A 23548-nucleotide genomic window follows, 5' to 3' on the forward strand; every position below is an offset into this window, starting at 1 on the left:
GAGTTATCCCGGTCTTGCGGGCAGGTTGCCCACGTGTTACTCACCCGTCCGCCGCTGACCAAATAAGAGCAAGCTCCGATTCGGTCCGCTCGACTTGCATGTATTAGGCACGCCGCCAGCGTTCGTCCTGAGCCAGGATCAAACTCTCCAAAAGAAAGTGGATTGGCTTTGCAAGCTTCGGCGCCGACACCAAACGTGTCAAGCAGCCTCCGCTTTTCGTATGGTCTAGCTTCGGTCCGCCGCCGCTCGGGGTCAAATAACCTTCCCCCTCGGGGTGCAAGCACCCCTGCGGGTGAAGAACATTTGCCCGTCGCGGCGACCCGCGGACCTCAGCCTTTCGTTGCGCTTCGTTTCGTTCAGTTTTCAAGGAACGAGGGAAAATGACTTTTACTCGTGAGTTTCATCAACATCCTCTCACAAGCAGCTCTTTTATACTAACACAATCTTTCGCTTTCGTCAACCCTTATCATCGTTTCAAAACCTTTCTTTTGAAGCGACGATGTTTATCTTATCATTTACATATCGAAAATGCAATATATTTTTACTAGAATTTTGAGGTGTTGATGGAGGGGAAAACTATTTATGTTTTGTTCTGGTTACAAATAGCATTCATATCCCCCCTGTCTGTCCGCATAAGATTTTACTGGGACAGCGATTTTCCGCGCAAAGGGGGACGGATGCCATGTTTTATGCGTTGAACGGAAGGATGCTGAAAAAGGCGCTCATTATTATATGCTCTGCTTTTTTCACTGCCGTCATTCTATACGCTTATGAAACGAACCGCCCGGTTTTTTCGCTTCCATCTGGACCAAAAGCGGTGTATAAAGTGGACAATGCCCGTGGGCAAGTGGCCTTAACGTTTGATATTAGCTGGGGAGACGAAAATGCCGAGCAAATTTTAGATGTCCTAAAACAACACGGCATCAAAAATGCAACCTTTTTTTTATCTGCTTCATGGGCCGAACGCCATCCGTCCGTTGTGAAACGGATCAAGGAAGATGGGCATGAAATTGGCAGCATGGGGTATCAATTTGTGAACTACACTGAACTGGAGAGCTCCAAAATTCGCCAAGATTTAATGATGGCCAAAAAAGTGTTTGACACATTGGGAGTCAAAAACGTTGAGCTGCTGCGCCCTCCAGGTGGAAATTTTAACAAAATCGTCCTAAAAATTGCTCATTCTCTCGGTTATACGGTTGTACATTGGAGCATTAACTCAAAAGACTGGCTCAATCCGGGCACGGAGCAGATTGTAGCCAATGTGACAAACGATTTAGAACCAGGTGATATCGTACTTTTGCACGCCTCCGATTCGGCAAAACAAACCGCAAAGGCGTTGCCCAAAATCATTGCGGTGATGAAAGAAAACGGCTACCAAAACGTCAGCCTCTCGGAACTGTTGGCAAACGGGGAAGCGAAAAGCAAAGGAATCGACTAAGGAAGCTGCCGAGAAAGCCGGTAAAAAAACCGCTGATTCCTTTCATCAATGGGAGAATGAGCGAAAAGCAGGACCGATGTAACAAGGTTTTTCTAATTGAGAAATAACATTGTAAAGCCGTATCCACGATTAAATCACCTGCCTCCTAGAAAGCCGGTGAAAAACCGCTGTCACCTCCCGATCGGCGGCATTTTCATTCAGAAGGGAAAGCAGATTCTGCAAGGTTTTTCTAATTGAGAAATGAGTGGAATCCGTCGTTTTTGCACTAAATCACCTGCCTCTTGGAAGGAGGCGAAAAAACACGGTTTCCCTTCTTGATCGATGAGTCAACAGGGAAAAAGCTGGGCTGAGGGGAAAAGCTTTTCCATTTTGGAAACAATGCTGTGAAGCCGCACGCTCCCTTCTATCATCGGCTTCCGGAGCGGCTTGAGCCGACATCAAGCCCTCTCCCCCTCACGAACGTGAAAAAAGAACAGGCGGCGTCTCCTCTTTATTGTTTTGCGCCGCCTGTCAACTTATGCAGAATAAGAAGCTGGTATGCATTGCATAGTAATAATGGAATGAGCATCAAATACAGCCAATCGCGGTCATTGATGCGCAGCACAGGAAACCATTCGATCACCGTCACAACAACCATAAAAAACAGGGCGGGAACGAACGCCCCTTTATTGGTTTGTACACTCTTAACATAGGCAACAGCGAGGCCGACCAACAAAATAACCAGGGCCACAAGAAGGTAAGGGACGATCGAATCTCCCTTGTCCGCAAACACCATATAGCGAAAATAGACGAGGTCAAACAGGACAAACACGATGAGAACGAGCTGCACCGAATTCCAGAGGGAACGAAAAAAACCGAGGCCAAATCGGTGAATGGTCAAATAGGCAAAAAACCCGGCTTGGCTGATGACGCTAAAAATAAAACCGACGCCAATATGCCAAAACAACACCGCGAGCAGCTCTACGATCTCCAAGCGGACAAAGAGATGCGCAAATTCCTTCCCGTTTAAAATCATGCCAACGGCTGCCGTGGCAATGCCGCCTATCAGCAATGTAGACAAAAACAAACGCACCCATTTGCGGCTGTTCACAGCTTCATCCTCCATCATCAACATCATCCGCTTATCATTTTACCAGCGCCCTTTTGAAAAAGCCAGCTCCATTCCTCTCCATGCATATTTTTTTCACCAACATTCATATTAAGGGTGAGGGATTTTTGCAGAAAGGAGCTCATTTTCATGAACAAACACCTACCGCTCCTCTTGCTCAGTTTTCTCTTTCTCGGTTCTTGTGCCCCTCAAGAAATTAGCCCCCCTCCACCGGATTATGATGAAACGAAAAAAATGGTTGTTGACATTTTAAAAACCGACGAGGGGAAAAAGGCGATTCAAGATATTATGTCTGACGAGCAGATGAAGCAGCAGCTCATGATGGACCAGACTGCTGTGAAAGAGACGCTGCAGCAGGTGCTGACGTCTGAACAAGGAAAAAAATTTTGGGAAAATGCTTTCAAAGACCCGAAATTTGCTGAAAGCTTTGCCAAAGGGTTGCAAAAAGAGCATGAAAAAATGATGAAAGCGCTGATGAAAGACCCTGAATATCAAGGCATGATGATTGACATTCTAAAAGATCCAGAAGCAGAAAAAGCGATGATGGATGTCTTAAAAAGCAAGGAGTTCCGCCAGCACGTGCAAAAAGTCGTAACAGAAACACTAAACAGCCCGCTATATCAGACTAAAATTCAAGATATGCTGACAAAAGCGGCGGAATCGCTCCAGCAAGGCGGGGGAAAACAAGAAGAGGGAGGAGAAGAAGGTGGGGAAGGCGGGGAAGGAGAAGAAGGAGGAGGAGGCAACCAACAAGGTGGGAGCGGATAATCAAAAAGCGTCCGGATGCGAAAGGGCGCCGTTCGCCGAAGACGAACGCGGTCAGCCCTACAGCCATCGGACGCTTTGTTTTTTACGAGGACTTGGCGACAATTTTACGCGCGATATCCATATAAATTTTCCCGATCGGATGATCTTCTGCATAGACCGACGGGGCGAAGTCGTCGTCATTCCAATCCGGCTGCTGAAGCGGCAGCTGCCCTAACAGTTCGGTTTGCAACTCTTTGGCCAACTTTTCCCCGCCGCCTTTGCCAAAGACGTATTCTCGTTCGCCTGTTTTGCGGCTTTCGTAATAGGACATGTTTTCGATGACCCCGATAATCTCGTGCTCCGTGCGCAGCGCCATGGCTCCAGCGCGGGCGGCGACAAACGCGGCGGTCGGATGCGGGGTTGTGACGATAATTTCCTTGCACGATGGCAAAAGCGTATGGACGTCTAGGGCGACATCACCTGTCCCTGGCGGCAGATCAAGCAATAGATAGTCTAAATCGCCCCACTCGACTTCTTTAAAAAAGTTGTTGAGCATTTTCCCCAGCATCGGTCCGCGCCAAATCACCGGGGCGTTGTCCTCAACGAAAAAGGCCATCGAAATGACTTTTACCCCAAACCGTTCCACGGGGATAATCTTATCGCCCCTTACTGTCGGGCGCTCGGTAATTCCCATCATGTCAGGCACACTAAATCCATAAATATCGGCGTCAATTAGCCCCACTTTTTTGCCGAGGCGAGCGAGGGCAATGGCCAAATTGACAGAGACGGTCGATTTGCCGACTCCTCCTTTGCCGCTGGCAATGGCAATATACGTCGTTTTCGGCTTGTGCTGACGATATTTTTCAACTGTTTCGCGCGGCAATTCAGCAAACCGCAGCCCAACAGTCGCTGCCCCCGCGTTTTTCAACTGCTGAACGATCTCCATCTGCAAGCGGAGCTGCTCAGGCGTTCCTGTTTTGGCGAGGGCAATTTTCACGCTGACATGGTTTTTCTCTTCCTTGATTTTAATTTCTTGAATGGCATTCGTTTCTTGAAAGGTTTTATTTAAGAACGGATCTTTCATTTTTTCAAGAATGGCTCGCACGTCATTTGCTGTCAGCATCGTCTTCACCAACCTTTTCACAATCGATGGTTGCTTCTATACGCATCATATCATAAACGGGCAGGCGGCTGCCATGTTGCCGCTCGATTCCGCGAAAACATCACGATCGGCTTCAAACCTTCTCGCTAGCGGACGACTTATGACCAAATCGGGCTAGGGCATCAGCTTTTTTTCGCCAACGTGGCAAAAAGCACAACTCCCCGCTATTCACGGGGAGTCGGTTCATTTGAAAAATAGCGCAGCACCCCTTTGTAAATCGAGGCGGCCAACTTTGTTTGATAATGGTCCGAGGCGAGCAGCTCCCGTTCGTCTGGGTTCGATAAAAAGCCGACCTCAACAAGCGCCCCTGGAATCTTGGCGTGCTTTAACAAATAAACCGTATCGATCATCTTCGCCGATCGATCGGTATTTTCCAAATTGCGCCGTAGTTCAGCTTGGATGAACTTGGCCAAGCGTTCATTTTCAATCAATGAACCGTAATAAAACGTCTGCGCTCCTCGCCAGCGGGGGGAGGGAATGGCATTGAGATGGATGCTGATGAATAGATCGGCCTCCGCTTGGTTGATCAAAGCGGTGCGCTCACGCAAGTCCTCCGTTTTGCGCCGGCTGTAACCGCGCGTTGACGGGCTGGCCAAGTCGCGGTCTGTTTCGCGCGTCATGAGAACGAGCGCCCCTTGCTGTTGCAAATAGTCGCGCAGTTTTTTCGCGACGCTCAAGGCAATTTCTTTTTCCAGCACTTCGCCGCCAACGGCGCCGCCATCCGGTCCGCCGTGGCCGGGGTCCAATACGATGATTCTCCCGGAGAGCGGGAGATTCCATGGCTTTGTTGAGGTCAAATCGGAAAATAGAGATAGAAATAGAAAAAGCGCTGTGATCGTGACGACAGCCAAAATGGCCAGCCACTTCCACTTTTTGTTCATTGTTTCTCCTCCCGCGCGTTTCCCTTCTCTATCTTATATGGGACAAGGCGCGGGAATAGAACTCGTTTAGCGAAGTTTTAACCGGCGCCGTTTTTTTCCCCGTTCAAATCCTTCCATCCACCAACCGCCAATATAGTGTTCACACGCATAGTAGAGCGACTGGCTCACGAGGTCTTCGTCGATGCCGCCCCAGAAACAAAGAAAATCAAACAAAGTGTCGACTAAGTACTTCTCTTCCTGAACACAGCGCCGGCGCACGCTGTCCGCCTTCTCTCCGTAATAGCCAAACCGGCTGTAACGGGCGCCGAGCAAGTAGGCTTCAATGGCCAAGTCGATGCAACCTTCCTCGACAACGGACGGAAACACCCGATAGGTTGTATAGAAGGAAAGAAAGTGCTCAAGCACTTTCGCCCGCAGCTTCTCCAACGATAATTCGCGCAGCATGTTCCGTTCGTAGCGCAATTGCTTTTCCTGCCTTTTCTCCGCCAATGAAGTGATGACGGCCATCGTCTTTCACGCTCCTTTACGATGTAGTGTTTAACGATCAGGCGCATTCATACGTGCGGACAAAAGGCAGAAATCAGCAAAAAACCCAGCCAGAAACGACAACAAAAACACCCCGACGCTAAGCACAAGGGTGTTGGGCACAACCTGTAGATGGCTGGTGAAAAACGGTGGTTTCCTTTGAAGGCCGGTGAAAAGGCGCTGTCACACTAATTGGAGGCATTTTCATTCAGAAAAGAAAGCTGATTGTGTGAGGTTTCTCTCATTGAGAAATGGGTGGAACTCAGCAGTATTTTTCCTTAAATCACCAACCTTTTTGATCAATGAATAAAATCGGGCCGTGTGGCAACTGAAAAAGGCCCCCAATCGATAACGATTGGGAGCCCGAACCGAAAGGCTTGTTTTAGCGCTTCGAGAACTGCGGAGCGCGGCGGGCGCCTTTGAGCCCGTATTTTTTCCGCTCTTTGACGCGGGCATCGCGCGTCAGCAAGCCAGCGCGCTTCAGCACCGCGCGGAATTCCGGATCCACTTCAAGCAGGGCGCGAGCGATGCCGTGGCGAATGGCGCCCGCTTGGCCAGCAAATCCGCCGCCTTGAACATTGACCAAAACGTCATAGCTGCCGAGCGTTTCCGTCAACACAAGCGGCTGTTTCACCATTTCGATGAGCGCTTCCGACGGAATATATTCGCGAATATCTCTTTTATTGACGATGATGCGTCCATCGCCCGGAACAAGGCGGACGCGGGCAACCGAGCTTTTGCGACGACCTGTGCCGTAATATTGTACTTGTGCCAACACCAATACCCTCCCTTATCAATTATCCGCGAAGTTCGTATACTTCCGGTTTTTGCGCTTGATGCGGATGTTCGCTTCCGCGGTACACGTGCAGTTTTTTGAACATTTGACGGCCAAGGCTGCCTTTTGGAAGCATGCCACGCACCGCCCGTTCAATCATTTGTTCCGGGTAATTTGTGCGCATTTCAAGCGCGGTTCTCACTTTCAAACCGCCCGGATACAAGCTGTGGCGATAATACAGCTTTTTCGTTAGTTTTTTCCCTGTCAGCTCGACTTTGTCCGCATTGATCACGATGACGTGATCCCCGCAATCGACATGCGGAGTGAAGATCGGTTTATGCTTGCCGCGCAACAGCGCCGCTACTTCGCTGGCCAAACGACCTAACGTCTTGCCAGCTGCGTCGACAACGTACCATTTACGCTCTACTTCCTTCGGTTTTGCCATGTAAGTCGTACGCAATGCCTTTCCCTCCTAAATCATAAAAAGTGAACGAATAAGGTTAGCTCTTTATTTCAACACGATTTGCTGTCCGGGGCTAATCGTGGAAAATACATGCCATATGATATAATAGCCTGCTGGAACGCCGATGTCAAGAAGATGTTACACGAGGATTCGTTGTCATCGTTCCTCTCGTGGCGATGGAGGTGGAAAATCAAGTTGCCTCCGGCGCTTATTCCTTAAGCTCTCGGGCCACGGAAAAGCTCCCGGAGCCGAAGCGCCCTTGTCGCAGCGCTCTTGGCGGAGCGGAAGAGGCGACCTCAAGCTACTGATCGAAATGTTCGTCTCCGTAGTATACGCGCCACAAGTACAGTCCCTGCGCCGGCGCCGTCGGACCAGCAAGCCGGCGGTCCTTAGCGGCAAGCAGCCATTCGATGTCAGACGGCGAACGTTTCCCTTGGCCGACCTCAAGCACCGTGCCGACGATAATGCGCACCATATTATATAAAAAACCGCTGCCGATCAAACGAAATTGAAGCATTGGGCCGTCCGCTTCCACTTCGGCATGGTAAATGGTGCGCACACGGTCCTCCATCGCTGTTTTGGCCGAACAAAAGCCCGTAAAATCGTGTGTCCCCTTCAGCGGGACGAGCGCCTCATTCATGGCGTCTATGTGGAGCGGATACGGGTGCCATGCGCAGTAATGGCGGCGAAAGACGTCGCGCTCGGCCGCGGTCCATACGTTATAGCGATACTCTTTCGCTTTGGCGGAAAATCGGGCGTGGAAGGCGGAATCGGTCTCAGCAGCTGAACGAACGACAATATCATCGGGCAGCTGGGCGTTCAACGCTTTTTTCCATTGCTCAGGAGAAAGGGAAAGCGGCGTGTCAAAGTGGATGACTTGCCCGTAAGCATGAACACCGGCATCGGTTCGTCCGGAAGCTGCCACGCGCACTTCCTTTCCCTTGTGCATTCGCTTGAGCACGCGTTCCAGTTCGCCTTGCACCGTCCGTTTTCCCGGCTGAATTTGGTAGCCAAAAAAATGGGTGCCGTCATACGCGATCACACATTTTATCCTTCGCACCATGGCTTTCCTCCGCTATGAGCGTAGTAGACAAAGCAGAATGGCAAGCAGCACAACCGCCGCGAAACAGACCGTATCCGTCCGTTTCCAAGCGAGCTGGCGAAATTTCGTCCGTCCTTCCCCGCCGCGATAGCCGCGCGCCTCCATGGCTGTCGCCAGCTCATCAGCTCGTTTGAATGAGCTGATAAACAAGGGAACGAGCAGCGAGACGATCGCTTTCATCCGCTCGGAAAAGCGACCGCCGGAGAAGTCGACCCCGCGGGCCGCCTGCGCCTTCATGATTTTTTCCGTCTCTTCCATAAGGGTCGGAATAAAACGGAGCGAAATGGCCATCATCAAGGCGAGCTCATGGACGGGGACGCGCATCTTTTTGAGCGGCCCGAGCAAACTCTCGACGCCGTCGGTCACCTCAATCGGCGTCGTCGTCAGCGTCAGCATCGTCGTCATCAGCACAAGCAGCAAAAACCGGAGCGAAATAAAGATGCCTTGCCGAACGCCTTCCTCATAAATCGTCAACACACCGATTCGATAGAGCACATCCCCTTCTTTTGTCATCCATACATGCAAAACGAAGGTAAACAGCACCACCCATATCACCGGCCTCAACCCACGCATGATATAGGAAAACGGGATGCGCGACAGGGCGGCGAACAAGAACGCAAACACGGACAACAGGGCATAGGTCGCAGCATTATTGGCCAAAAACACAATCAAGACATAGGCGAACACAATGAGCAGCTTGGCGCGCGGATCAAGGCGATGAATGATCGATTGTCCGGGCACGTATTGCCCGATAATCAAATGATTACTCATGAGCGCTCACCCTAGAAAACCAGTCGCGAATCGCTTCGGCCGCCTGTTCGATCGTTAAACATGGCGACGGAATGGTGACGCCAAACCGCCTTTCCAACGCCCGTTTCAACTTGACGGTCTCCGGCACGCTTAAACCGATGGCCGCCAGCCGCTCGGCGTCGCGAAATACTTCCTCCGGGGTCCCTTGGCCCCACACCGTTCCTTCGTGCATCACGATCAGCTCATCGGCATACCGAGCCGCATCTTCCATACTATGCGTTACCAATACGGTCGTTAGCCGCTTTTCGCGATGGAGACGGTAAAACATCTCCATAATCTCCCTCCGCCCCCGCGGATCCAACCCGGCGGTCGGCTCGTCGAGCACCAGCACTTCCGGCTCAAGCGCGAGCACGCCGGCGATGGCGACGCGCCGCATCTGTCCACCGCTTAAGTCAAACGGCGATTTGGCAAGCGTTTCATCGTCCAACCCGACCAACCGGATGAGCTCCCTTGCTTTCCGCTTGGCTTCTTCCTCGGGAACGCCGAAATTCAGCGGACCAAAGCAAATATCTTTTTCAACCGTCTCTTCAAACAGTTGGTGCTCCGGGAATTGAAACACGATCCCGACCTTTTTGCGGAGCGGTTTGAGCTGCTTGGGCCGTTTGCCGCTTGTGATCGTCTCTTCGCCAATTTTCACCGTGCCGCTTGTCGGCTGCAAGAGGCCGTTCAAGTGCTGAAGGAGCGTCGATTTGCCCGAACCGGTATGGCCGACGATGGCGACATACGCTCCGCTTCGAATCGTGACGTTGACGTGATATAGGGCGCGGCGGGCAAGCGGAGAGCGGGCATTGTATATGTGCTCTACGTTTTCGAATACAATGTCCATAGCTCCTCGACCAACTCCTCCATGGTAAAATACCCTAGCCTCAGCGGCAGCCCTTGTTCCCGCAAGCGGCTGCCCATTTTTACCGCAAACGGCAAATCAAGACCGATGCGTTCCAATTTGCTGCCGAGCCGAAAGATTTGCTCAGGCGTCCCTTCCGCCATCACTTCCCCTTTGTTCATGACGATCAGGCGATCGGCCTTGGCCGCTTCTTCAAGATCATGGGTGATCGACAAGACGGTGATGCGATGCTGGCGGTTCAGGCGGCGCACCGTCTCCAACACTTCATCGCGCCCTCGAGGATCCAGCATGGATGTCGCTTCATCCAAGATGATCATATCGGGGCGAAGCGCCAAAATGCCGGCGATGGCGACGCGCTGTTTTTGCCCGCCGGAAAGCCGATGCGGCTCATGTTGAAGGAACGGCTCCATATGCACTTGACGGACCGCTTCATCGATGCGCCAAGCCATCTCAGCACGCGGAATGCCGTTGTTTTCCAAGCCAAAAGCGATGTCGTCCTCGACCGTCGTGCCGACAAACTGATTGTCTGGATTTTGAAACACCATGCCTACGCGACGGCGCACATCCCACACCGTCGTTTCATCCAGTGGGCGGCCAAACAGACGAATCACGCCCCGCTCCGGCCGAAGCAAGCCGATCAGCAGACGAGCGATCGTGGACTTGCCGGATCCATTATGGCCGACGATCGCCAGCCATTCCCCGCGTTCGGCTTGAAAGCTGACGTGTTGAACCGCATACTCCGACTGATTTGGATAACGAAAACATACTTCTTCCAGCGACAAGATCGGTTCGGCCATGATCGTTTCCCCTTGCTCCCGCCGCGTTTGCCGATGCGGCTTTTAAGATATGGTAAACAAAAAAAGGGCATAGATCCAGTTCAAACGAAACTGTCTCGCCCTTGTTGAATGAAACCGTTACACGAGTTCAATAATCACCATCGGCGCCCCGTCACCGCGGCGAGGACCAAGTTTCAAAATGCGCGTATAGCCGCCTTGGCGATCTTGGTAGCGCGGCGCAATGTCGCTGAACAGCTTTTGCAACGCATCTTGGCCCGTTTCGCTGTTGGCGACTTCCTTGCGGATGAACGCCGCTGCTTGGCGACGGGCATGCAAATCGCCGCGTTTGCCAAGCGTAATCATTTTTTCCATCACCGAGCGCAATTCTTTGGCCCGCGCTTCCGTCGTTTCGATGCGTTCATTGATGATCAGGTCAGTGGTTAAATCACGAAGCAACGCTTTCCGTTGCGAGGTCGTGCGTCCTAACTTTCTGTACGACATCAAATGTCCCTCCCTTTTAGAGTGATGCAGTTCTTTGCTGCTGATCGCACCGGCCGCACCGCAAAAGATATGGCCAAAGCACGGCGCCGCTTTCGCCAAAGGGCGGCTCTTAATCGTCTTTGCGCAAGCTGAGACCCAGCTCAGCGAGCTTCGCTTTGACCTCCTCAAGCGATTTGCGGCCAAGGTTCCGCACTTTCATCATATCTTCTTCCGTTTTTTGCGTGAGCTCCTGAACGGTGTTGATGCCGGCCCGTTTCAGGCAGTTGTAGGAGCGAACCGAAAGATCAAGCTCCTCGATCGTCATTTCCAGCACTTTTTCTTTTTGATCATCTTCTTTTTCGACCATGATTTCGGCATTTTGCGCTTCATCGGTCAGGCCGACAAAGATGTTCAAGTGCTCAGTCAAAATTTTGGCCCCGAGCGAAATGGCTTCTTTCGGTCCGATGCTTCCATCCGTCCACACATCGATGGTCAGTTTGTCATAATCCGTCACTTGACCGACCCTCGTATTCTCCACGTGATAAGAAACGCGGGAGACCGGTGTATAAATGGAGTCGATCGGAATGACGCCAATCGGCTGGTCTTCGCGCTTGTTCGCCTCAGCCGGGACATAGCCGCGCCCCCGTTTGGCGGTCATGCGCATGCGCAGGCGGCCGCCTTCCGCCAGCGTCGCAATATGAAGGTCTGGGTTTAAAATTTCGACATCGCTGTCATGAGTAATATCGGCAGCTGTGACAACTCCTTCACCCTGCACATCGATTTCTAACGTTTTTTCCTCATCCGAATAAATTTTCAACGCCAGCTTTTTAATATTTAAAATGATGGCCGTCACATCTTCGACGACGCCTTCGATCGTTGAAAACTCATGCAGAACGCCGTCAATTTGCACCGATGTTACAGCCGCACCAGGGAGTGAAGACAATAGGATACGACGCAAGGAGTTTCCTAAAGTTGTACCATATCCGCGCTCAAGCGGTTCGACGACGAATTTGCCGTAGGTGGCATCTTCGCTCAGCTCGACCGTTTCAATTTTCGGCTTCTCAATTTCAATCATCGATTATTATACCCTCCTTCAAAACGTCGAGACCCCGACCAAACGGTACACGCCTAACAACATTCCCCCATGAATCTTTCTTTTTGCCATGGTCTTTATCATATCCCATTATTGACAATGGGGCAAATTCTATACGAAGCGTTACACGCGGCGACGTTTTGGCGGACGGCATCCATTGTGCGGGATTGGAGTGACGTCTTTGATCGCCGTAATTTCCAATCCAGCCGCTTGCAAAGCGCGGATCGCTGCTTCACGGCCAGCCCCTGGACCTTTGACGTTCACTTCGACCGTTTTCATGCCATGTTCCATCGACGCTTTCGCTGCCGCTTCAGCTGCCATTTGTGCCGCAAACGGCGTCGATTTGCGCGAACCTTTGAATCCGAGCGAACCGGCGCTCGCCCAAGCGATGGCGTTGCCGTGAACATCCGTGATCGTCACGATCGTGTTATTGAATGTCGAACGGATATGAGCGATGCCTGTATCAATGTTTTTTCTTACCCGACGTTTGCGCGTGTTTGTTCTGCGTGCCATTCGTCAAATGACCTCCTTTGCGTGATTATTTTTTCTTGTTCGCTACCGTACGGCGCGGACCTTTGCGCGTGCGGGCATTGTTTTTCGTGTTTTGTCCGCGAACCGGCAAGCCGCGGCGATGGCGAAGACCACGATAGCAGCCAATTTCCATCAACCGTTTGATGTTGAGCGATACTTCCCGACGCAAATCGCCTTCCACTTTCAGGCGGCCGACGATTTCGCGAATGCGGCCAAGCTCCTCTTCCGTCAGGTCACGAACGCGCGTGTCTTCCGATACACCCGCTTCTTTTAAGATTTTTTGTGCGGTCGATTTTCCAATTCCGTAAATGTATGTCAACGAAATGACGACTCGTTTGTCGCGCGGAATGTCAACACCTGCAATACGTGCCATCGTTGTGCACCTCCTTGAAAATTACCCTTGGCGTTGTTTATGCTTTGGATTTTCGCAAATGATCATCACTTTGCCGCGTCTGCGAATGACTTTGCATTTTTCGCAAATCGGCTTGACGGACGGTCTTACTTTCATGTTGTTTCCCTCCTTAAATGAAACGGAGTGCGTCTTTTATTTATACCGATACGTAATTCGTCCCCGCGTCAAATCATACGGCGACAACTCCACCGTCACCCGGTCTCCGGGCAAAATGCGGATAAAGTGCATGCGGATTTTGCCGGACACATGGGCCAACACCGTATGCCCATTTTCTAATTCTACACGAAACATCGCATTTGGCAATGTTTCAATGACGGTGCCTTCCACTTCGATTACATCGTCCTTAGCCATAGGGCGGCTCCCCCTCCTTACGAATGAGTAACATGGTGTTGCGCAAAACCGAACGGACATTGAGCGGGCGATCTTTTCATTCGCTCCTCGCGACTGGGAGCTTTTACGAAACGGTTAAAATTTCATAGCCAGCGTCTGTGATCACAATGGTATGCTCGAAATGGGCACACCGTTTCCCATCCGCGGTGACAACGGTCCAGTCATCCGCTAGTGTTTTCACATGACGGCTGCCGGCGTTGACCATCGGTTCGATACATAAGGTCATTCCCGGCCGCAACACCGGTCCTTTGTTTGGTGGCCCATAATGTGGGATTTGTGGGTCTTCATGTAAGTGTTGACCAATTCCGTGCCCCACATACTCCCGGACGACGGAAAAGTGATTCGCTTCCACGTACATTTGAATCGCGTGGGAGATATTCGTCAACCGCGCCCCGGGCTTCGCCTCAGCGAGCCCGATGTAGAGCGCCTGCTCCGTCACATCGAGCAGCCGCTTCGTCTCGGCATCGATTTTCCCGACAGGATACGTCCAAGCGGAGTCGGCATGATACCCTTGATATTGGGCCCCAACGTCAACAGTGATAATATCGCCTTCCTTTAGCACTCGCTCGCCGGGAATGCCGTGCACAAGCTCTTCATTCACCGAAGCGCAAATGCTGCCCGGAAACCCTTGATATCCTTTAAACGACGGAATGGCGCCATGGGAACGAATCGTTTCCTCCGCAATGGCGTCCAATTCCTTTGTCGTCATCCCGGGACGGATTTCCTTTCTCAACGTTTCCAAGACAAGGGCCACGATTTTTCCCGCCTCGCGCATCAGCGCGATTTCCTGCGCGGTTTTGCAGCGGATCATGCAGACAATCCCCCGAGCAATTCCCGAATATCAGCAAACACCTTTTCCATGTCCTGTTCGCCGTTAATATGGCGCAAATAGCCTTTTTGCTCATAAAAATCGAGCAGCGGCTTCATTTGCTTTTGATTGACCTCAAGCCGATTGGCTACCGTCGCTTCATTGTCATCGGCGCGCTGGTATAACTCGCCGCCGCATTTATCGCACACCCCCGGCACCGCGGGCGGATGAAAAACGAGATGGTACGTCGCTCCGCAATTGCGGCAAATTCGTCTGCCGGTCAGACGCTCGAGCAACACTTCGCGGCGGACATCAATGTGAATGACATAATCGAGTTGGCGGCCGATTTCCGAAAGCATCGTTTCGAGCGCTTCGGCTTGGGCGACCGTACGCGGAAAGCCATCGAGCAAAAATCCGTTTTGGCAATCCGCCTTGCTCAACCGCTCGCGGACGATGCCGATCGTCACTTCGTCAGGAACGAGATCACCGCGATCGATGTATTGTTTGGCCTGCTTCCCTAACGGAGTGCCTTCTTTGATCGCTGCCCGGAACATATCTCCCGTGGAAATGTGCGGGATTCCGTACGCTTCGACAATCTTCTCAGCCTGCGTGCCTTTTCCGGCACCTGGCAGCCCCATCAGCACTAAATTCACCCTAACTCCCCCTAAACGGCAAGGGACGTCCGCTCTTGCCTTATTTGATGAATCCGCGGTAGTGGCGTTTGACTAGCTGGCTCTCGAGCTGTTTCATCGTCTCCAAAGCCACACCGACGACAATGAGCAAGCTCGTGCCGCCAATGCGGGCAGAGGGCGGCAAGTTGGCAAAGTTTACGAAGAACACCGGCAAGATCGCGATCACCGCCAAAAAGATTGAACCGACCAATGTCAACCGATACAAAATTTTTGTCACATATTCTTGCGTGCTTTTCCCTGGGCGAATACCTGGAATATAGCCGCCTTGCTTTTTCAGATTGTCCGCCATCTGCTCCGGGTTGACTTGAACGAACGCATAAAAGTACGTAAAAGCGATGATGAGCGCGACGTAGAGAGTCATGCCAACCGGATGGGTATAGTCAAACGTTCGGCGAATCCATAATGTTACGTCATTCGTGCCAAAAAACGATGCAATCGTCGGCGGCGCAATCAAAAACGACACCGCGAAAATGACCGGAATGACCCCGGCCGGGTTCACTTTCAGCGGCAGATGGGTCGAGTGGCCGCCCACTGGGCTTCGCCCTTCCAACCGCTTCGCGTATTGAATCGGAATTTTCCGGAACGCCTGCTGGATGTAAATGACGCCAACGATCACGGCGATGATCGCCAACGCAACAAGCAGCAGCCGGACGATGCGCAAAAACAAGTCATCGCCAACATTTTCAAACTGTTGGGCGTAAATTTGGTTCAACACCGTCGGAATGCCGGAAACGATCCCGGCGAAAATGATGATCGAAATCCCGTTTCCGACTCCTTTGGCCGTGATTTGCTCACCGAGCCACATCAAAAAGGCGGTGCCCGCGGTCAAGACGACCGCAATGAGCAAATACGTGCCAATGCCCGGATTTTGAATGAGCATCCCGTTGGCCAAATTGTTAAAGCCGTACGACATGCCGAGGGCTTGGATGAACCCGAGCACAATCGTAAAATAGCGGGTAAACTGAGCTAATTTACGCCGGCCAACCTCGCCTTGCTTGGACCATTCCGTAAACTTCGGAACGACGTCCATTTGCAGCAGTTGGACGATAATCGACGCCGTAATGTAGGGCATAACCCCCATGGCAAAGATTGAAAAATTCCGCAGCGCCCCGCCGCCGAAAATGTTCAGGACGCCGAATGCATTCAGTTCATCTTGCAGTTTTAATACATCCGCGTTCACGTTCGGAACCGGAATGAACGTGCCGATGCGGAACACGATCAACATAAGAAGAGTAAAGATAATTTTGTTTCGAATGTCACTGACGCGCATAAAGTTGGAGATTGTCCGAAACATTAAATCACCTCAGTTTTACCGCCAGCCGCCTCAATGGCTGCTTTTGCCGACGCCGAGAACTTGTGCGCTTTGACCGTCAGCTTTTTCTCGATTTGGCCTTTGCCTAAAACTTTCACGCCCGATTTGAGCTTGCTGATGACGCCCGTTTCAAGAAGCAGCTCCGGCGTGACTTCCGTTCCGTCTTCAAAGCGGTTCAATTTGTCTAAGTTTACGACCGCATATTCTTTCCGATGGATGTTCGTAAACCCGCGTTTCGGCAAGCGGCGGAACAGCGGCGTTTGTCCTCCTTCAAAACCGAGGCGCACACCCCCGCCAGAACGAGCATTTTGACCTTTTTGACCACGACCAGACGTTTTGCCGTTGCCCGAACCGATCCCGCGGCCGACGCGAACCGCTTTTTTGCGGGAACCCGGCGCTGGTTGCAATTCATGAAGTTTCATCGCAAAGCACCTCCTTATGACCTCATTATTCTTCGATTTCTTTCACGTTGACAAGGTGAGCGACTTTGTTAATCATCCCGCGAATGGCAGGATTATCGTTATGAACGACAGTCTGATGCATTTTCCGCAAACCGAGCGTTCGAACGGTGACGCGTTGATCTTCCGGACGGCCAATCACGCTGCGTGTGAGGGTAATCGCCAGTTTTTTTGCCATGATCGTTCCCCCCTTATCCTAACAGTTCCTCGACTGTTTTGCCGCGCAATTTTGCGACGTCTTCGGCGCGTTTCAATTGTTTTAAGCCGTCAAACGTGGCACGCACCATGTTGACCGGTGTGTTCGAACCAATGGACTTCGACAAAATGTCGCTGATGCCTGCCAGCTCCAAAACGGCGCGCGCCGGACCGCCGGCGATGACTCCCGTACCTTCGGAAGCCGGTTTTAAAATGATTTCTCCAGCGCCAAAGTGGCCGATCACTTCGTGTGGAATCGTCGTGCCAACGATCGGCACTTCAATTAAGTTTTTCTTCGCATCTTCAATCGCTTTGCGGATCGCTTCCGGAACTTCTTGCGCTTTCCCAGTGCCAAAGCCGACATGGCCGTTTTTGTCGCCGACGACAACCAAGGCAGAGAAGCGCAGGCGGCGTCCGCCTTTCACGACTTTTGCTACACGGTTGACTGCGACTACACGTTCTTCCAATTCAAGTTTGTTTGGGTCGATACGACGCATCGTTGTCCCTCCTTTGTAATTAGAATTCTAGACCAGTTTCACGGGCGGCATCCGCTAATGCTTTCACTCGGCCGTGGTACAAATACCCGCCGCGGTCAAAGACGACTTGTTTAATGCCTTTTTCCAACGCCCGCTTGGCGACGAGTTCGCCGACTTTCTTCGCCGCTTCAATGTTGTTTGTCGAATCCAAAGTGAATTCTTTATCCAATGTCGAGGCGCTGACGATCGTTGCCGATTTCGTATCGTCGATCACTTGCGCGTAAATGTGTTTGTTCGAACGGAACACGCTCAACCGCGGACGTTCAGCCGTGCCAAAGATTTTTTTGCGGATGCGTGCGTGTCTTTTTTTCCGAACCGCGTTTCGATCCACTTTCGTGATCATCGAATGTCACTCCTTTCGCTTCGCTATGCCGCGTTATTTACCCGTTTTGCCTTCTTTTAAGCGCACCAGTTCGCCTTCGTAGCGAATGCCTTTGCCTTTATACGGCTCCGGCGGACGTACGGCGCGAATGTTGGCCGCCAGCTCGCCGACGCGCTGTTTGTCTGCGCCTTTGACGATGATTTTCGTTTGGGACGGCACTTCAATTTCAAGCCCTTCTTCCGGCTCAATTTCGACCGGATGAGAATAACCGACGCTCAACACCAGCTTTTTCCCTTGTTTCGACGCCCGGTATCCGACCCCAACGAGTTCGAGCGCTTTTTCGTAGCCTTTCGAAACGCCTTCGACCATGTTGGCGAGCAGGCTGCGCGTTGTGCCGTGCAGCGCACGATGTTGTTTTTCATCGCTTGGACGCGTCACCGTCATCACGTTGCCCTCAACGGTGATCGTCATATCCGGGTGGAACGTGCGGGTCAGTTCCCCTTTTGGCCCTTTCACCGTGACCGTATTGCCGTTGATCGTAACCGTAACACCGGCCGGAATTTCAATTGGTTTTTTGCCGACACGTGACATGTCAAAAACACCTCCATTCTTGAGCAGATAAATTACCAAACGTAGGCGATCACTTCGCCGCCCGTGCCTTTTTGCCGTGCTTCTTTGTCCGTTAAAATGCCTTGCGATGTCGAAAGAATGGCGATTCCTAAGCCGTTTAAGACGCGCGGCACTTCATGGGCTTTGACATACACGCGCAATCCTGGCTTGCTGATGCGTTTCAGCCCGGTAATGACACGTTCGTTGTTCGGGCCGTATTTCAGAAAAATGCGGAGAATCCCTTGTTTGTTGTCTTCGATATATTCATAATCACGAATAAACCCTTCGCGCTTTAAGATTTCGGCGATTTCCCGCTTGATTTTCGAAGCCGGGACTTCGAGTTTTTCGTGACGCACCATGTTCGCATTGCGGATGCGAGTCAGCATATCAGCAATTGGATCTGTCATCACCATTTGTTTTACCTCCTTCCCAATCAATGGGTGATTACCAGCTGGCTTTCTTAATGCCTGGAAGTTGACCTTTATATGCGAGTTCACGGAAACAAATACGGCACAGTTTAAATTTGCGGTAAACCGAGTGCGGGCGGCCGCAGCGCTCGCAGCGGGTGTACGCTCTTACTTTAAACTTCGGCGTCCGTTTTTGTTTCGCGATCATCGATTTTTTAGCCACGATTTCGCCTCCCTTGTGCTATGGGATTATTTTTGGAATGGCATGCCGAGCAATGCCAGCAATTCGCGCGCTTCTTCGTCGGTGTTGGCCGTTGTGACGATCACGATGTCCATGCCGCGCACTTTGTTCACTTTATCGTAGTCGATCTCTGGGAAAATGAGCTGTTCTTTAATGCCGAGCGTATAGTTGCCGCGGCCGTCAAACGATTTTTTCGATACGCCGCGGAAGTCGCGCACGCGCGGAAGCGAGACCGAAATCAACTTATCGAGAAACTCATACATCCGTTCGCCGCGCAGCGTCACTTTCGCCCCGATCGCCATTCCTTGGCGCAGGCGGAAGCCAGCGATCGATTTTTTCGCGCGTGTCACTACTGGACGTTGGCCGGAGATCAATGTCAGCTCTTCAACGGCGCTGTCTAACGCTTTCGGATTTTGCACCGCGTCGCCGACGCCCATGTTGATGACGATTTTTTCGATTTTTGGCACTTGCATGATCGATTTATAGTTGAACTTGCTCATGAGAGCAGGAACGACTTCATTTACATACTTCTCTTTCAGGCGGTTCATAAAAGTACCTCCTTTCCTGCGTCACGGTTATTTATCTAAAATCTCTCCGGATTTTTTCGCGTAGCGCACTTTTTTGCCGTCAACCACTTTATAGCCAATGCGCGTCGGTTCGCCTGTTTTCGGATCGAGCGGCATCACTTTGGAAACATGGATCGGCGCTTCTTTTTCGATAATGCCGCCTTGCGGGTTGGCTTGCGATGGTTTCGCGTGCTTTTTCACGATGTTGACGCCTTCGACGATGACGCGGTTTTTCTTCGGAAATGCCGCGAGGATGACGCCTTGTTTGCCTTTGTCTTTTCCGGAGATCACTTGCACTTTATCACCTTTTTTTACATGCATCGCATTCGCACCTCCTTGAAACGCTGTTCCGTTCCGTTAGATAACTTCCGGGGCCAACGAAATGATTTTCATGAAGTCTTTGTCGCGCAGTTCGCGGGCAACCGGTCCGAAAATCCGCGTGCCGCGCGGGCTTTTGTCATCGCGGATGATGACGCAGGCGTTTTCGTCAAAACGGATGTAAGAGCCATCCGGACGGCGCACTCCGCGTTTCGTGCGAACAACGACCGCTTTCACGACTTGACCTTTTTTAACAACGCCACCTGGTGTCGCATCTTTAACCGTAGCGACCACGATGTCGCCGATGTTCGCATAGCGGCGGCCCGAGCCTCCAAGCACTTTAATGACGAGCACTTCGCGTGCGCCAGAGTTATCAGCTACTTTCAAGCGAGATTCTTGTTGAATCATCGACGAAACCTCCTTTCGGAATTATCTCTCCGAACTAAGCGAAGAACCATTAGAGAACAACGGCTTTCTCAACGATTTCGACCAAACGGAAGCGTTTCGTGGCCGACAGCGGGCGAGTCTCCATGATTTTGACGATGTCGCCGACTTTCGCTTCGTTATGTTCATCGTGCGCTTTGTATTTTTTCGAATATTTCACGCGCTTGCCGTACAGCGGATGTTTTTTGTACGTTTCCACCAATACGGTGATCGTTTTGTCCATTTTGTCCGATACAACCCGTCCAACGTACACTTTGCGTTGATTGCGTTCGCTCATTTCGCAAACCTCCTCTCAAACAACATTATTTATTGGCAGCGAGCTCACGTTCGCGAATGATCGTTTTCATGCGGGCGATGTCTTTGCGCACTTGACGGATGCGCGCCGTGTTTTCCAATTGGCCGGTCGCCAGCTGGAAGCGAAGGTTGAACAGTTCTTCCTTCAACGCTTTAATTTTTTGTTCGATTTCGGCAGTGGTCAACTCACGGATTTCTTTCGCTTTCATTACGCTTCACCACCAGTTTCTTCACGTTTTACAAATTTGCATTTGATCGGAAGTTTGTGAGAAGCGAGACGCAATGCTTCACGTGCCACTTCTTCAGAAACACCGCCCACTTCAAACATTACTTTGCCCGGTTTCACAACGGCAACCCAGCCTTCCGGCGCCCCTTTACCGGAACCCATCCGCACTTCAAGCGGCTTGGCGGTATACGGTTTGGATGGGAAAATGCGGATCCATACTTTCCCGCCCCGTCTCATGTAACGAGTCATCGCCCGGCGAGCCGCTTCGATTTGCCGGTTCGTAATCCAGGCCGATTCCAATGCTTGCAAGCCAAATTCACCGAAATGAACTTCCGTACCGCCTTTCGCGCGGCCTTTCATCCGTCCGCGATGTTCGCGGCGATATTTGACGCGTTTTGGCATCAACATGATTATTTTCCTCCTTCCTCGGCTTTTTTCTTAGTCGGAAGGACTTCCCCACGATAAATCCATACTTTGACGCCGATTTTTCCGTACGTCGTGTCGGCTTCTGCCGTCGCATAGTCAATGTCAGCGCGCAACGTATGGAGTGGAACCGTCCCTTCGCTGTAATGTTCCGAACGAGCGATATCGGCCCCGCCTAAACGGCCGGATACCATCGTTTTGATCCCTTTCGCCCCGGCGCGCATCGCCCGTTGAATGGCTTGTTTTTGCGCCCGGCGGAACGAAACGCGGTTTTCCAATTGGCGAGCGATATTTTCAGCGACAAGTTTCGCGTCCAAATCCGGCTTTTTAATTTCAACGATGTTGATATGAACCCGCTTGCCCGTCAGCTGCGCGAGCGCTTTGCGGAGCGCTTCGACTTCAGAGCCACCTTTCCCGATCACCATGCCCGGTTTCGCCGTATGGATCGTGACGTTGACGCGGTTGGCTGCCCGTTCGATCTCCACGCGGGAAACGGCCGCATCTTGCAGGCGTTTGTTGAGATATTCACGGATTTTCAAGTCTTCGTGCAGCAGATCGGCGTAGTCTTTTTCCGCATACCATCTTGATTCCCAGTCACGAATGATGCCGATGCGCAGACCGATCGGATGAACCTTTTGACCCACGGATTATCCCTCCTTCTTTTCTGAAACGACGATCGTAATATGGCTTGTGCGTTTGTTGATGGCGCTTGCCCGTCCCATCGCGCGCGGACGGAAACGTTTCAGCGTCGGACCTTCATCGACATAGGCTTGAGAAACCACCAAGTTGGTAACGTCCATGTCATAGTTGTGCTCAGCGTTGGCGACCGCTGATTTCAATACTTTTTCGATGATCGGAGAAGCCGCTTTTGGCGTATGGCGCAAAATCGCGAACGCTTCGCCGACTTCTTTGCCACGAATCAAGTCAATGACTAAGCGCGCTTTGCGAGGAGCGATGCGAACGGTTCTCGCAACTGCTTTAGCTTGCATATCTAGAACCTCCTCTCATTACCGTTTCGTTTTCTTGTCATCGCCGGCATGGCCGCGGAACGTGCGCGTCGGCGCGAATTCCCCGAGCTTGTGCCCGACCATGTCTTCCGTGATGTAAACGGGAACGTGTTTACGGCCATCGTACACTGCGATCGTATGCCCGACAAATTGCGGGAAGATCGTCGAACGGCGAGACCATGTTTTGATCACTTGTTTTTGCCCTGTTTCATTCAATTTTTCAATCTTTTTCATCAAATGTTCATCGCAAAACGGACCTTTTTTCAAGCTGCGACCCATAAGTGAACCTCCCTTCTGAATTGCGCTCGTTCATTACTTCTTGCGGCGACGGATGATGAATTTATCCGATTTGTTTTTCTTTTTGCGCGTTTTGTAGCCAAGCGTCGGTTTGCCCCACGGCGTCATCGGCGATTTGCGTCCGATTGGCGCTTTGCCCTCACCACCGCCGTGCGGATGGTCAACCGGGTTCATGACCGAACCGCGGACTGTCGGACGAATGCCAAGCCAGCGAGCGCGGCCCGCTTTCCCGATGTTGACAAGCTCATGCTGCTCGTTGCCGACTTCGCCGACCGTAGCGCGGCATTTGCCTAAAATCAGGCGCACTTCGCCGGAAGCAAGACGAACGATGACATATTTTCCTTCTTTCCCAAGCACTTGGGCTGACGTGCCGGCTGCGCGCACCAATTGCCCGCCGCGGCCTGGTTTCAGCTCGATGTTGTGGACGAGCGTACCGACCGGGATGTTCTCAAGCGGCAGCGCATTGCCCACTTTAATGTCTGCGTCCGGGCCGGACATGATTTCCATGCCGACTTTTAAGTTTTTCGGCGCGATAATGTAGCGCTTCTCGCCATCAGCATAGTTGATGAGCGCGATATTGGCGGAACGGTTCGGATCGTATTCGATCGTAGCAACGCGTCCCGGAATTCCGTCTTTGTCGCGTTTAAAGTCGATGATCCGGTATTGGCGTTTATGGCCACCGCCTTGATGGCGAACCGTGATTTTCCCTTGGTTGTTGCGGCCCGCTTTTTTCTTTAACGGAGCGAGCAGCGATTTTTCTGGCTGATCTGTCGTAATTTCCGAGAAATCCAGCACCGTCATGCCGCGACGGCCGTTCGATGTCGGTTTATATTTTTTAATCGCCATCGGAATGTCC

General features: G+C 51.7%; 38 protein-coding genes and 1 rRNA gene. 2 read left to right on the forward strand and 37 right to left on the reverse strand.

Annotation, left to right across the window (positions count from 1 at the left end; all coding sequences use genetic code 11):
- Window positions 1-154, reverse strand: a 16S ribosomal RNA gene (locus tag B4113_RS01625); the annotation flags it as partial.
- Window positions 155-682: 528 nt separating this feature from the next.
- On the opposite strand from B4113_RS01625, the gene pdaB reads away from it, so the two are divergent.
- A complete protein-coding gene (gene pdaB / locus B4113_RS01630; protein ID WP_033842671.1) occupies window positions 683-1438 on the forward strand; it encodes a polysaccharide deacetylase family sporulation protein PdaB in 756 nt (251 codons plus the stop codon).
- A gap of 490 nt (window positions 1439-1928) precedes the next feature.
- Here pdaB and B4113_RS01635 read toward each other — a convergent pair whose 3' ends face one another.
- A complete protein-coding gene (locus B4113_RS01635) occupies window positions 1929-2528 on the reverse strand; it encodes a KinB-signaling pathway activation protein (RefSeq protein ID WP_033844724.1) in 600 nt (199 codons plus the stop codon).
- Window positions 2529-2675: 147 nt separating this feature from the next.
- Here B4113_RS01635 and gerD point away from each other — a divergent pair, with 147 nt between their 5' ends.
- A complete protein-coding gene (gene gerD / locus B4113_RS01640) occupies window positions 2676-3314 on the forward strand; it encodes a spore germination lipoprotein GerD (RefSeq protein WP_033842673.1) in 639 nt (212 codons plus the stop codon).
- 82 nt (window positions 3315-3396) lie between these two features.
- Here the strand turns inward: gerD and B4113_RS01645 are convergent, their stop codons facing one another.
- The 35 genes from B4113_RS01645 to rplB form a co-directional block, all read right to left on the reverse strand.
- Complete coding sequence (locus B4113_RS01645; RefSeq protein WP_033021077.1) at window positions 3397-4416, reverse strand: Mrp/NBP35 family ATP-binding protein; 1020 nt, start codon at window positions 4414-4416, stop codon at window positions 3397-3399.
- A gap of 203 nt (window positions 4417-4619) precedes the next feature.
- Complete coding sequence (gene cwlD / locus B4113_RS01650) at window positions 4620-5336, reverse strand: N-acetylmuramoyl-L-alanine amidase CwlD (RefSeq protein ID WP_033842674.1); 717 nt, start codon at window positions 5334-5336, stop codon at window positions 4620-4622.
- Between the two features lie 66 nt (window positions 5337-5402).
- On the reverse strand, window positions 5403-5843 hold the full coding sequence (locus B4113_RS01655; RefSeq protein WP_061912136.1) for a YbaK family protein: 441 nt from the start codon (window positions 5841-5843) through the stop codon (window positions 5403-5405).
- Window positions 5844-6243: 400 nt separating this feature from the next.
- The gene (rpsI, locus tag B4113_RS01660; protein WP_012820498.1) at window positions 6244-6636 is read right to left on the reverse strand and encodes a 30S ribosomal protein S9; all 393 of its coding nucleotides are present in this window, start codon (window positions 6634-6636) and stop codon (window positions 6244-6246) included.
- 22 nt (window positions 6637-6658) lie between these two features.
- Window positions 6659-7096 (reverse strand): 50S ribosomal protein L13, encoded by a 438-nt coding sequence (rplM, locus tag B4113_RS01665; protein ID WP_061912137.1) that lies wholly within the window; start codon window positions 7094-7096, stop codon window positions 6659-6661.
- Between the two features lie 304 nt (window positions 7097-7400).
- Window positions 7401-8162 (reverse strand): tRNA pseudouridine(38-40) synthase TruA, encoded by a 762-nt coding sequence (truA, locus tag B4113_RS01670; RefSeq protein ID WP_061912138.1) that lies wholly within the window; start codon window positions 8160-8162, stop codon window positions 7401-7403.
- A 12-nt stretch (window positions 8163-8174) separates the two neighbouring features.
- The gene (locus B4113_RS01675) at window positions 8175-8972 is read right to left on the reverse strand and encodes an energy-coupling factor transporter transmembrane protein EcfT (protein WP_061912139.1); all 798 of its coding nucleotides are present in this window, start codon (window positions 8970-8972) and stop codon (window positions 8175-8177) included.
- Window positions 8965-9837 carry an energy-coupling factor ABC transporter ATP-binding protein gene (locus B4113_RS01680; protein WP_033842678.1) on the reverse strand — a complete coding sequence of 291 codons (873 nt, stop codon included), beginning with the start codon at window positions 9835-9837 and terminating at the stop codon, window positions 8965-8967. Before B4113_RS01680 ends, B4113_RS01675 begins: the two co-directional genes overlap by 8 nt.
- On the reverse strand, window positions 9813-10652 hold the full coding sequence (locus tag B4113_RS01685) for an energy-coupling factor ABC transporter ATP-binding protein (protein WP_033842679.1): 840 nt from the start codon (window positions 10650-10652) through the stop codon (window positions 9813-9815). The genes B4113_RS01680 and B4113_RS01685 overlap by 25 nt, the downstream gene beginning before the upstream one ends.
- Window positions 10653-10769: 117 nt before the next feature.
- Complete coding sequence (rplQ, locus tag B4113_RS01690; RefSeq protein WP_033842680.1) at window positions 10770-11132, reverse strand: 50S ribosomal protein L17; 363 nt, start codon at window positions 11130-11132, stop codon at window positions 10770-10772.
- A 109-nt stretch (window positions 11133-11241) separates the two neighbouring features.
- Window positions 11242-12186 carry a DNA-directed RNA polymerase subunit alpha gene (locus B4113_RS01695; RefSeq protein WP_033020967.1) on the reverse strand — a complete coding sequence of 315 codons (945 nt, stop codon included), beginning with the start codon at window positions 12184-12186 and terminating at the stop codon, window positions 11242-11244.
- A 141-nt stretch (window positions 12187-12327) separates the two neighbouring features.
- Window positions 12328-12717 carry a 30S ribosomal protein S11 gene (rpsK, locus tag B4113_RS01700; RefSeq protein WP_011229644.1) on the reverse strand — a complete coding sequence of 130 codons (390 nt, stop codon included), beginning with the start codon at window positions 12715-12717 and terminating at the stop codon, window positions 12328-12330.
- A gap of 25 nt (window positions 12718-12742) precedes the next feature.
- Window positions 12743-13108: a 30S ribosomal protein S13 gene (gene rpsM, locus B4113_RS01705; protein WP_033020970.1), complete on the reverse strand. Its 366-nt coding sequence runs from the start codon at window positions 13106-13108 to the stop codon at window positions 12743-12745.
- A gap of 21 nt (window positions 13109-13129) precedes the next feature.
- On the reverse strand, window positions 13130-13243 hold the full coding sequence (gene rpmJ, locus B4113_RS01710) for a 50S ribosomal protein L36 (RefSeq protein WP_011229643.1): 114 nt from the start codon (window positions 13241-13243) through the stop codon (window positions 13130-13132).
- Between the two features lie 36 nt (window positions 13244-13279).
- The gene (infA, locus tag B4113_RS01715; protein ID WP_011229642.1) at window positions 13280-13498 is read right to left on the reverse strand and encodes a translation initiation factor IF-1; all 219 of its coding nucleotides are present in this window, start codon (window positions 13496-13498) and stop codon (window positions 13280-13282) included.
- A gap of 103 nt (window positions 13499-13601) precedes the next feature.
- Window positions 13602-14348: a type I methionyl aminopeptidase gene (gene map, locus B4113_RS01720; protein WP_033842682.1), complete on the reverse strand. Its 747-nt coding sequence runs from the start codon at window positions 14346-14348 to the stop codon at window positions 13602-13604.
- Window positions 14345-14998 carry an adenylate kinase gene (locus tag B4113_RS01725; RefSeq protein ID WP_033842684.1) on the reverse strand — a complete coding sequence of 218 codons (654 nt, stop codon included), beginning with the start codon at window positions 14996-14998 and terminating at the stop codon, window positions 14345-14347. The genes map and B4113_RS01725 overlap by 4 nt, the downstream gene beginning before the upstream one ends.
- Before the next feature lie 40 nt (window positions 14999-15038).
- A complete protein-coding gene (gene secY / locus B4113_RS01730) occupies window positions 15039-16331 on the reverse strand; it encodes a preprotein translocase subunit SecY (protein ID WP_061912140.1) in 1293 nt (430 codons plus the stop codon).
- Window positions 16331-16771: a 50S ribosomal protein L15 gene (rplO, locus tag B4113_RS01735; RefSeq protein ID WP_061912141.1), complete on the reverse strand. Its 441-nt coding sequence runs from the start codon at window positions 16769-16771 to the stop codon at window positions 16331-16333. The genes secY and rplO overlap by 1 nt, the downstream gene beginning before the upstream one ends.
- Before the next feature lie 25 nt (window positions 16772-16796).
- Window positions 16797-16985, reverse strand: coding sequence for a 50S ribosomal protein L30 (gene rpmD / locus B4113_RS01740; protein WP_025039211.1), 189 nt, complete (start codon window positions 16983-16985; stop codon window positions 16797-16799).
- Window positions 16986-16998: 13 nt separating this feature from the next.
- Window positions 16999-17499: a 30S ribosomal protein S5 gene (gene rpsE / locus B4113_RS01745; protein ID WP_033020982.1), complete on the reverse strand. Its 501-nt coding sequence runs from the start codon at window positions 17497-17499 to the stop codon at window positions 16999-17001.
- 19 nt (window positions 17500-17518) lie between these two features.
- The gene (gene rplR, locus B4113_RS01750) at window positions 17519-17881 is read right to left on the reverse strand and encodes a 50S ribosomal protein L18 (protein WP_033020984.1); all 363 of its coding nucleotides are present in this window, start codon (window positions 17879-17881) and stop codon (window positions 17519-17521) included.
- A 33-nt stretch (window positions 17882-17914) separates the two neighbouring features.
- Window positions 17915-18451 carry a 50S ribosomal protein L6 gene (gene rplF, locus B4113_RS01755; protein WP_033020986.1) on the reverse strand — a complete coding sequence of 179 codons (537 nt, stop codon included), beginning with the start codon at window positions 18449-18451 and terminating at the stop codon, window positions 17915-17917.
- A 32-nt stretch (window positions 18452-18483) separates the two neighbouring features.
- Window positions 18484-18882 (reverse strand): 30S ribosomal protein S8, encoded by a 399-nt coding sequence (rpsH, locus tag B4113_RS01760; RefSeq protein WP_012820490.1) that lies wholly within the window; start codon window positions 18880-18882, stop codon window positions 18484-18486.
- 31 nt (window positions 18883-18913) lie between these two features.
- Window positions 18914-19099, reverse strand: a complete 186-nt coding sequence (locus tag B4113_RS01765; protein ID WP_003247599.1) for a type Z 30S ribosomal protein S14 — start codon at window positions 19097-19099, stop codon at window positions 18914-18916.
- Between the two features lie 26 nt (window positions 19100-19125).
- On the reverse strand, window positions 19126-19665 hold the full coding sequence (rplE, locus tag B4113_RS01770; protein WP_033020988.1) for a 50S ribosomal protein L5: 540 nt from the start codon (window positions 19663-19665) through the stop codon (window positions 19126-19128).
- Between the two features lie 27 nt (window positions 19666-19692).
- The gene (rplX, locus tag B4113_RS01775) at window positions 19693-20004 is read right to left on the reverse strand and encodes a 50S ribosomal protein L24 (protein ID WP_033020989.1); all 312 of its coding nucleotides are present in this window, start codon (window positions 20002-20004) and stop codon (window positions 19693-19695) included.
- Between the two features lie 36 nt (window positions 20005-20040).
- Window positions 20041-20409, reverse strand: coding sequence for a 50S ribosomal protein L14 (gene rplN, locus B4113_RS01780; RefSeq protein WP_033020993.1), 369 nt, complete (start codon window positions 20407-20409; stop codon window positions 20041-20043).
- A 49-nt stretch (window positions 20410-20458) separates the two neighbouring features.
- A complete protein-coding gene (gene rpsQ, locus B4113_RS01785) occupies window positions 20459-20722 on the reverse strand; it encodes a 30S ribosomal protein S17 (protein ID WP_033008672.1) in 264 nt (87 codons plus the stop codon).
- Between the two features lie 25 nt (window positions 20723-20747).
- A complete protein-coding gene (gene rpmC, locus B4113_RS01790; protein WP_011229628.1) occupies window positions 20748-20948 on the reverse strand; it encodes a 50S ribosomal protein L29 in 201 nt (66 codons plus the stop codon).
- A complete protein-coding gene (rplP, locus tag B4113_RS01795; protein WP_011229627.1) occupies window positions 20948-21373 on the reverse strand; it encodes a 50S ribosomal protein L16 in 426 nt (141 codons plus the stop codon). The genes rpmC and rplP overlap by 1 nt, the downstream gene beginning before the upstream one ends.
- 2 nt (window positions 21374-21375) lie before the next feature.
- Window positions 21376-22032 (reverse strand): 30S ribosomal protein S3, encoded by a 657-nt coding sequence (rpsC, locus tag B4113_RS01800; RefSeq protein ID WP_033020994.1) that lies wholly within the window; start codon window positions 22030-22032, stop codon window positions 21376-21378.
- A 3-nt stretch (window positions 22033-22035) separates the two neighbouring features.
- Entirely contained in the window at window positions 22036-22377 is a 342-nt protein-coding gene (gene rplV, locus B4113_RS01805; RefSeq protein WP_033020996.1) for a 50S ribosomal protein L22, read from the reverse strand.
- 18 nt (window positions 22378-22395) lie between these two features.
- Complete coding sequence (gene rpsS / locus B4113_RS01810; protein ID WP_003247570.1) at window positions 22396-22674, reverse strand: 30S ribosomal protein S19; 279 nt, start codon at window positions 22672-22674, stop codon at window positions 22396-22398.
- A 33-nt stretch (window positions 22675-22707) separates the two neighbouring features.
- A complete protein-coding gene (rplB, locus tag B4113_RS01815; RefSeq protein ID WP_033020998.1) occupies window positions 22708-23538 on the reverse strand; it encodes a 50S ribosomal protein L2 in 831 nt (276 codons plus the stop codon).
- Between the last annotated feature and the right edge of the window lie 10 nt (window positions 23539-23548).

The sequence above is a fragment of the Geobacillus sp. B4113_201601 genome, from assembly GCF_001587475.1.
Classification (GTDB): Bacteria; Bacillota; Bacilli; order Bacillales; family Anoxybacillaceae; genus Geobacillus; species Geobacillus icigianus.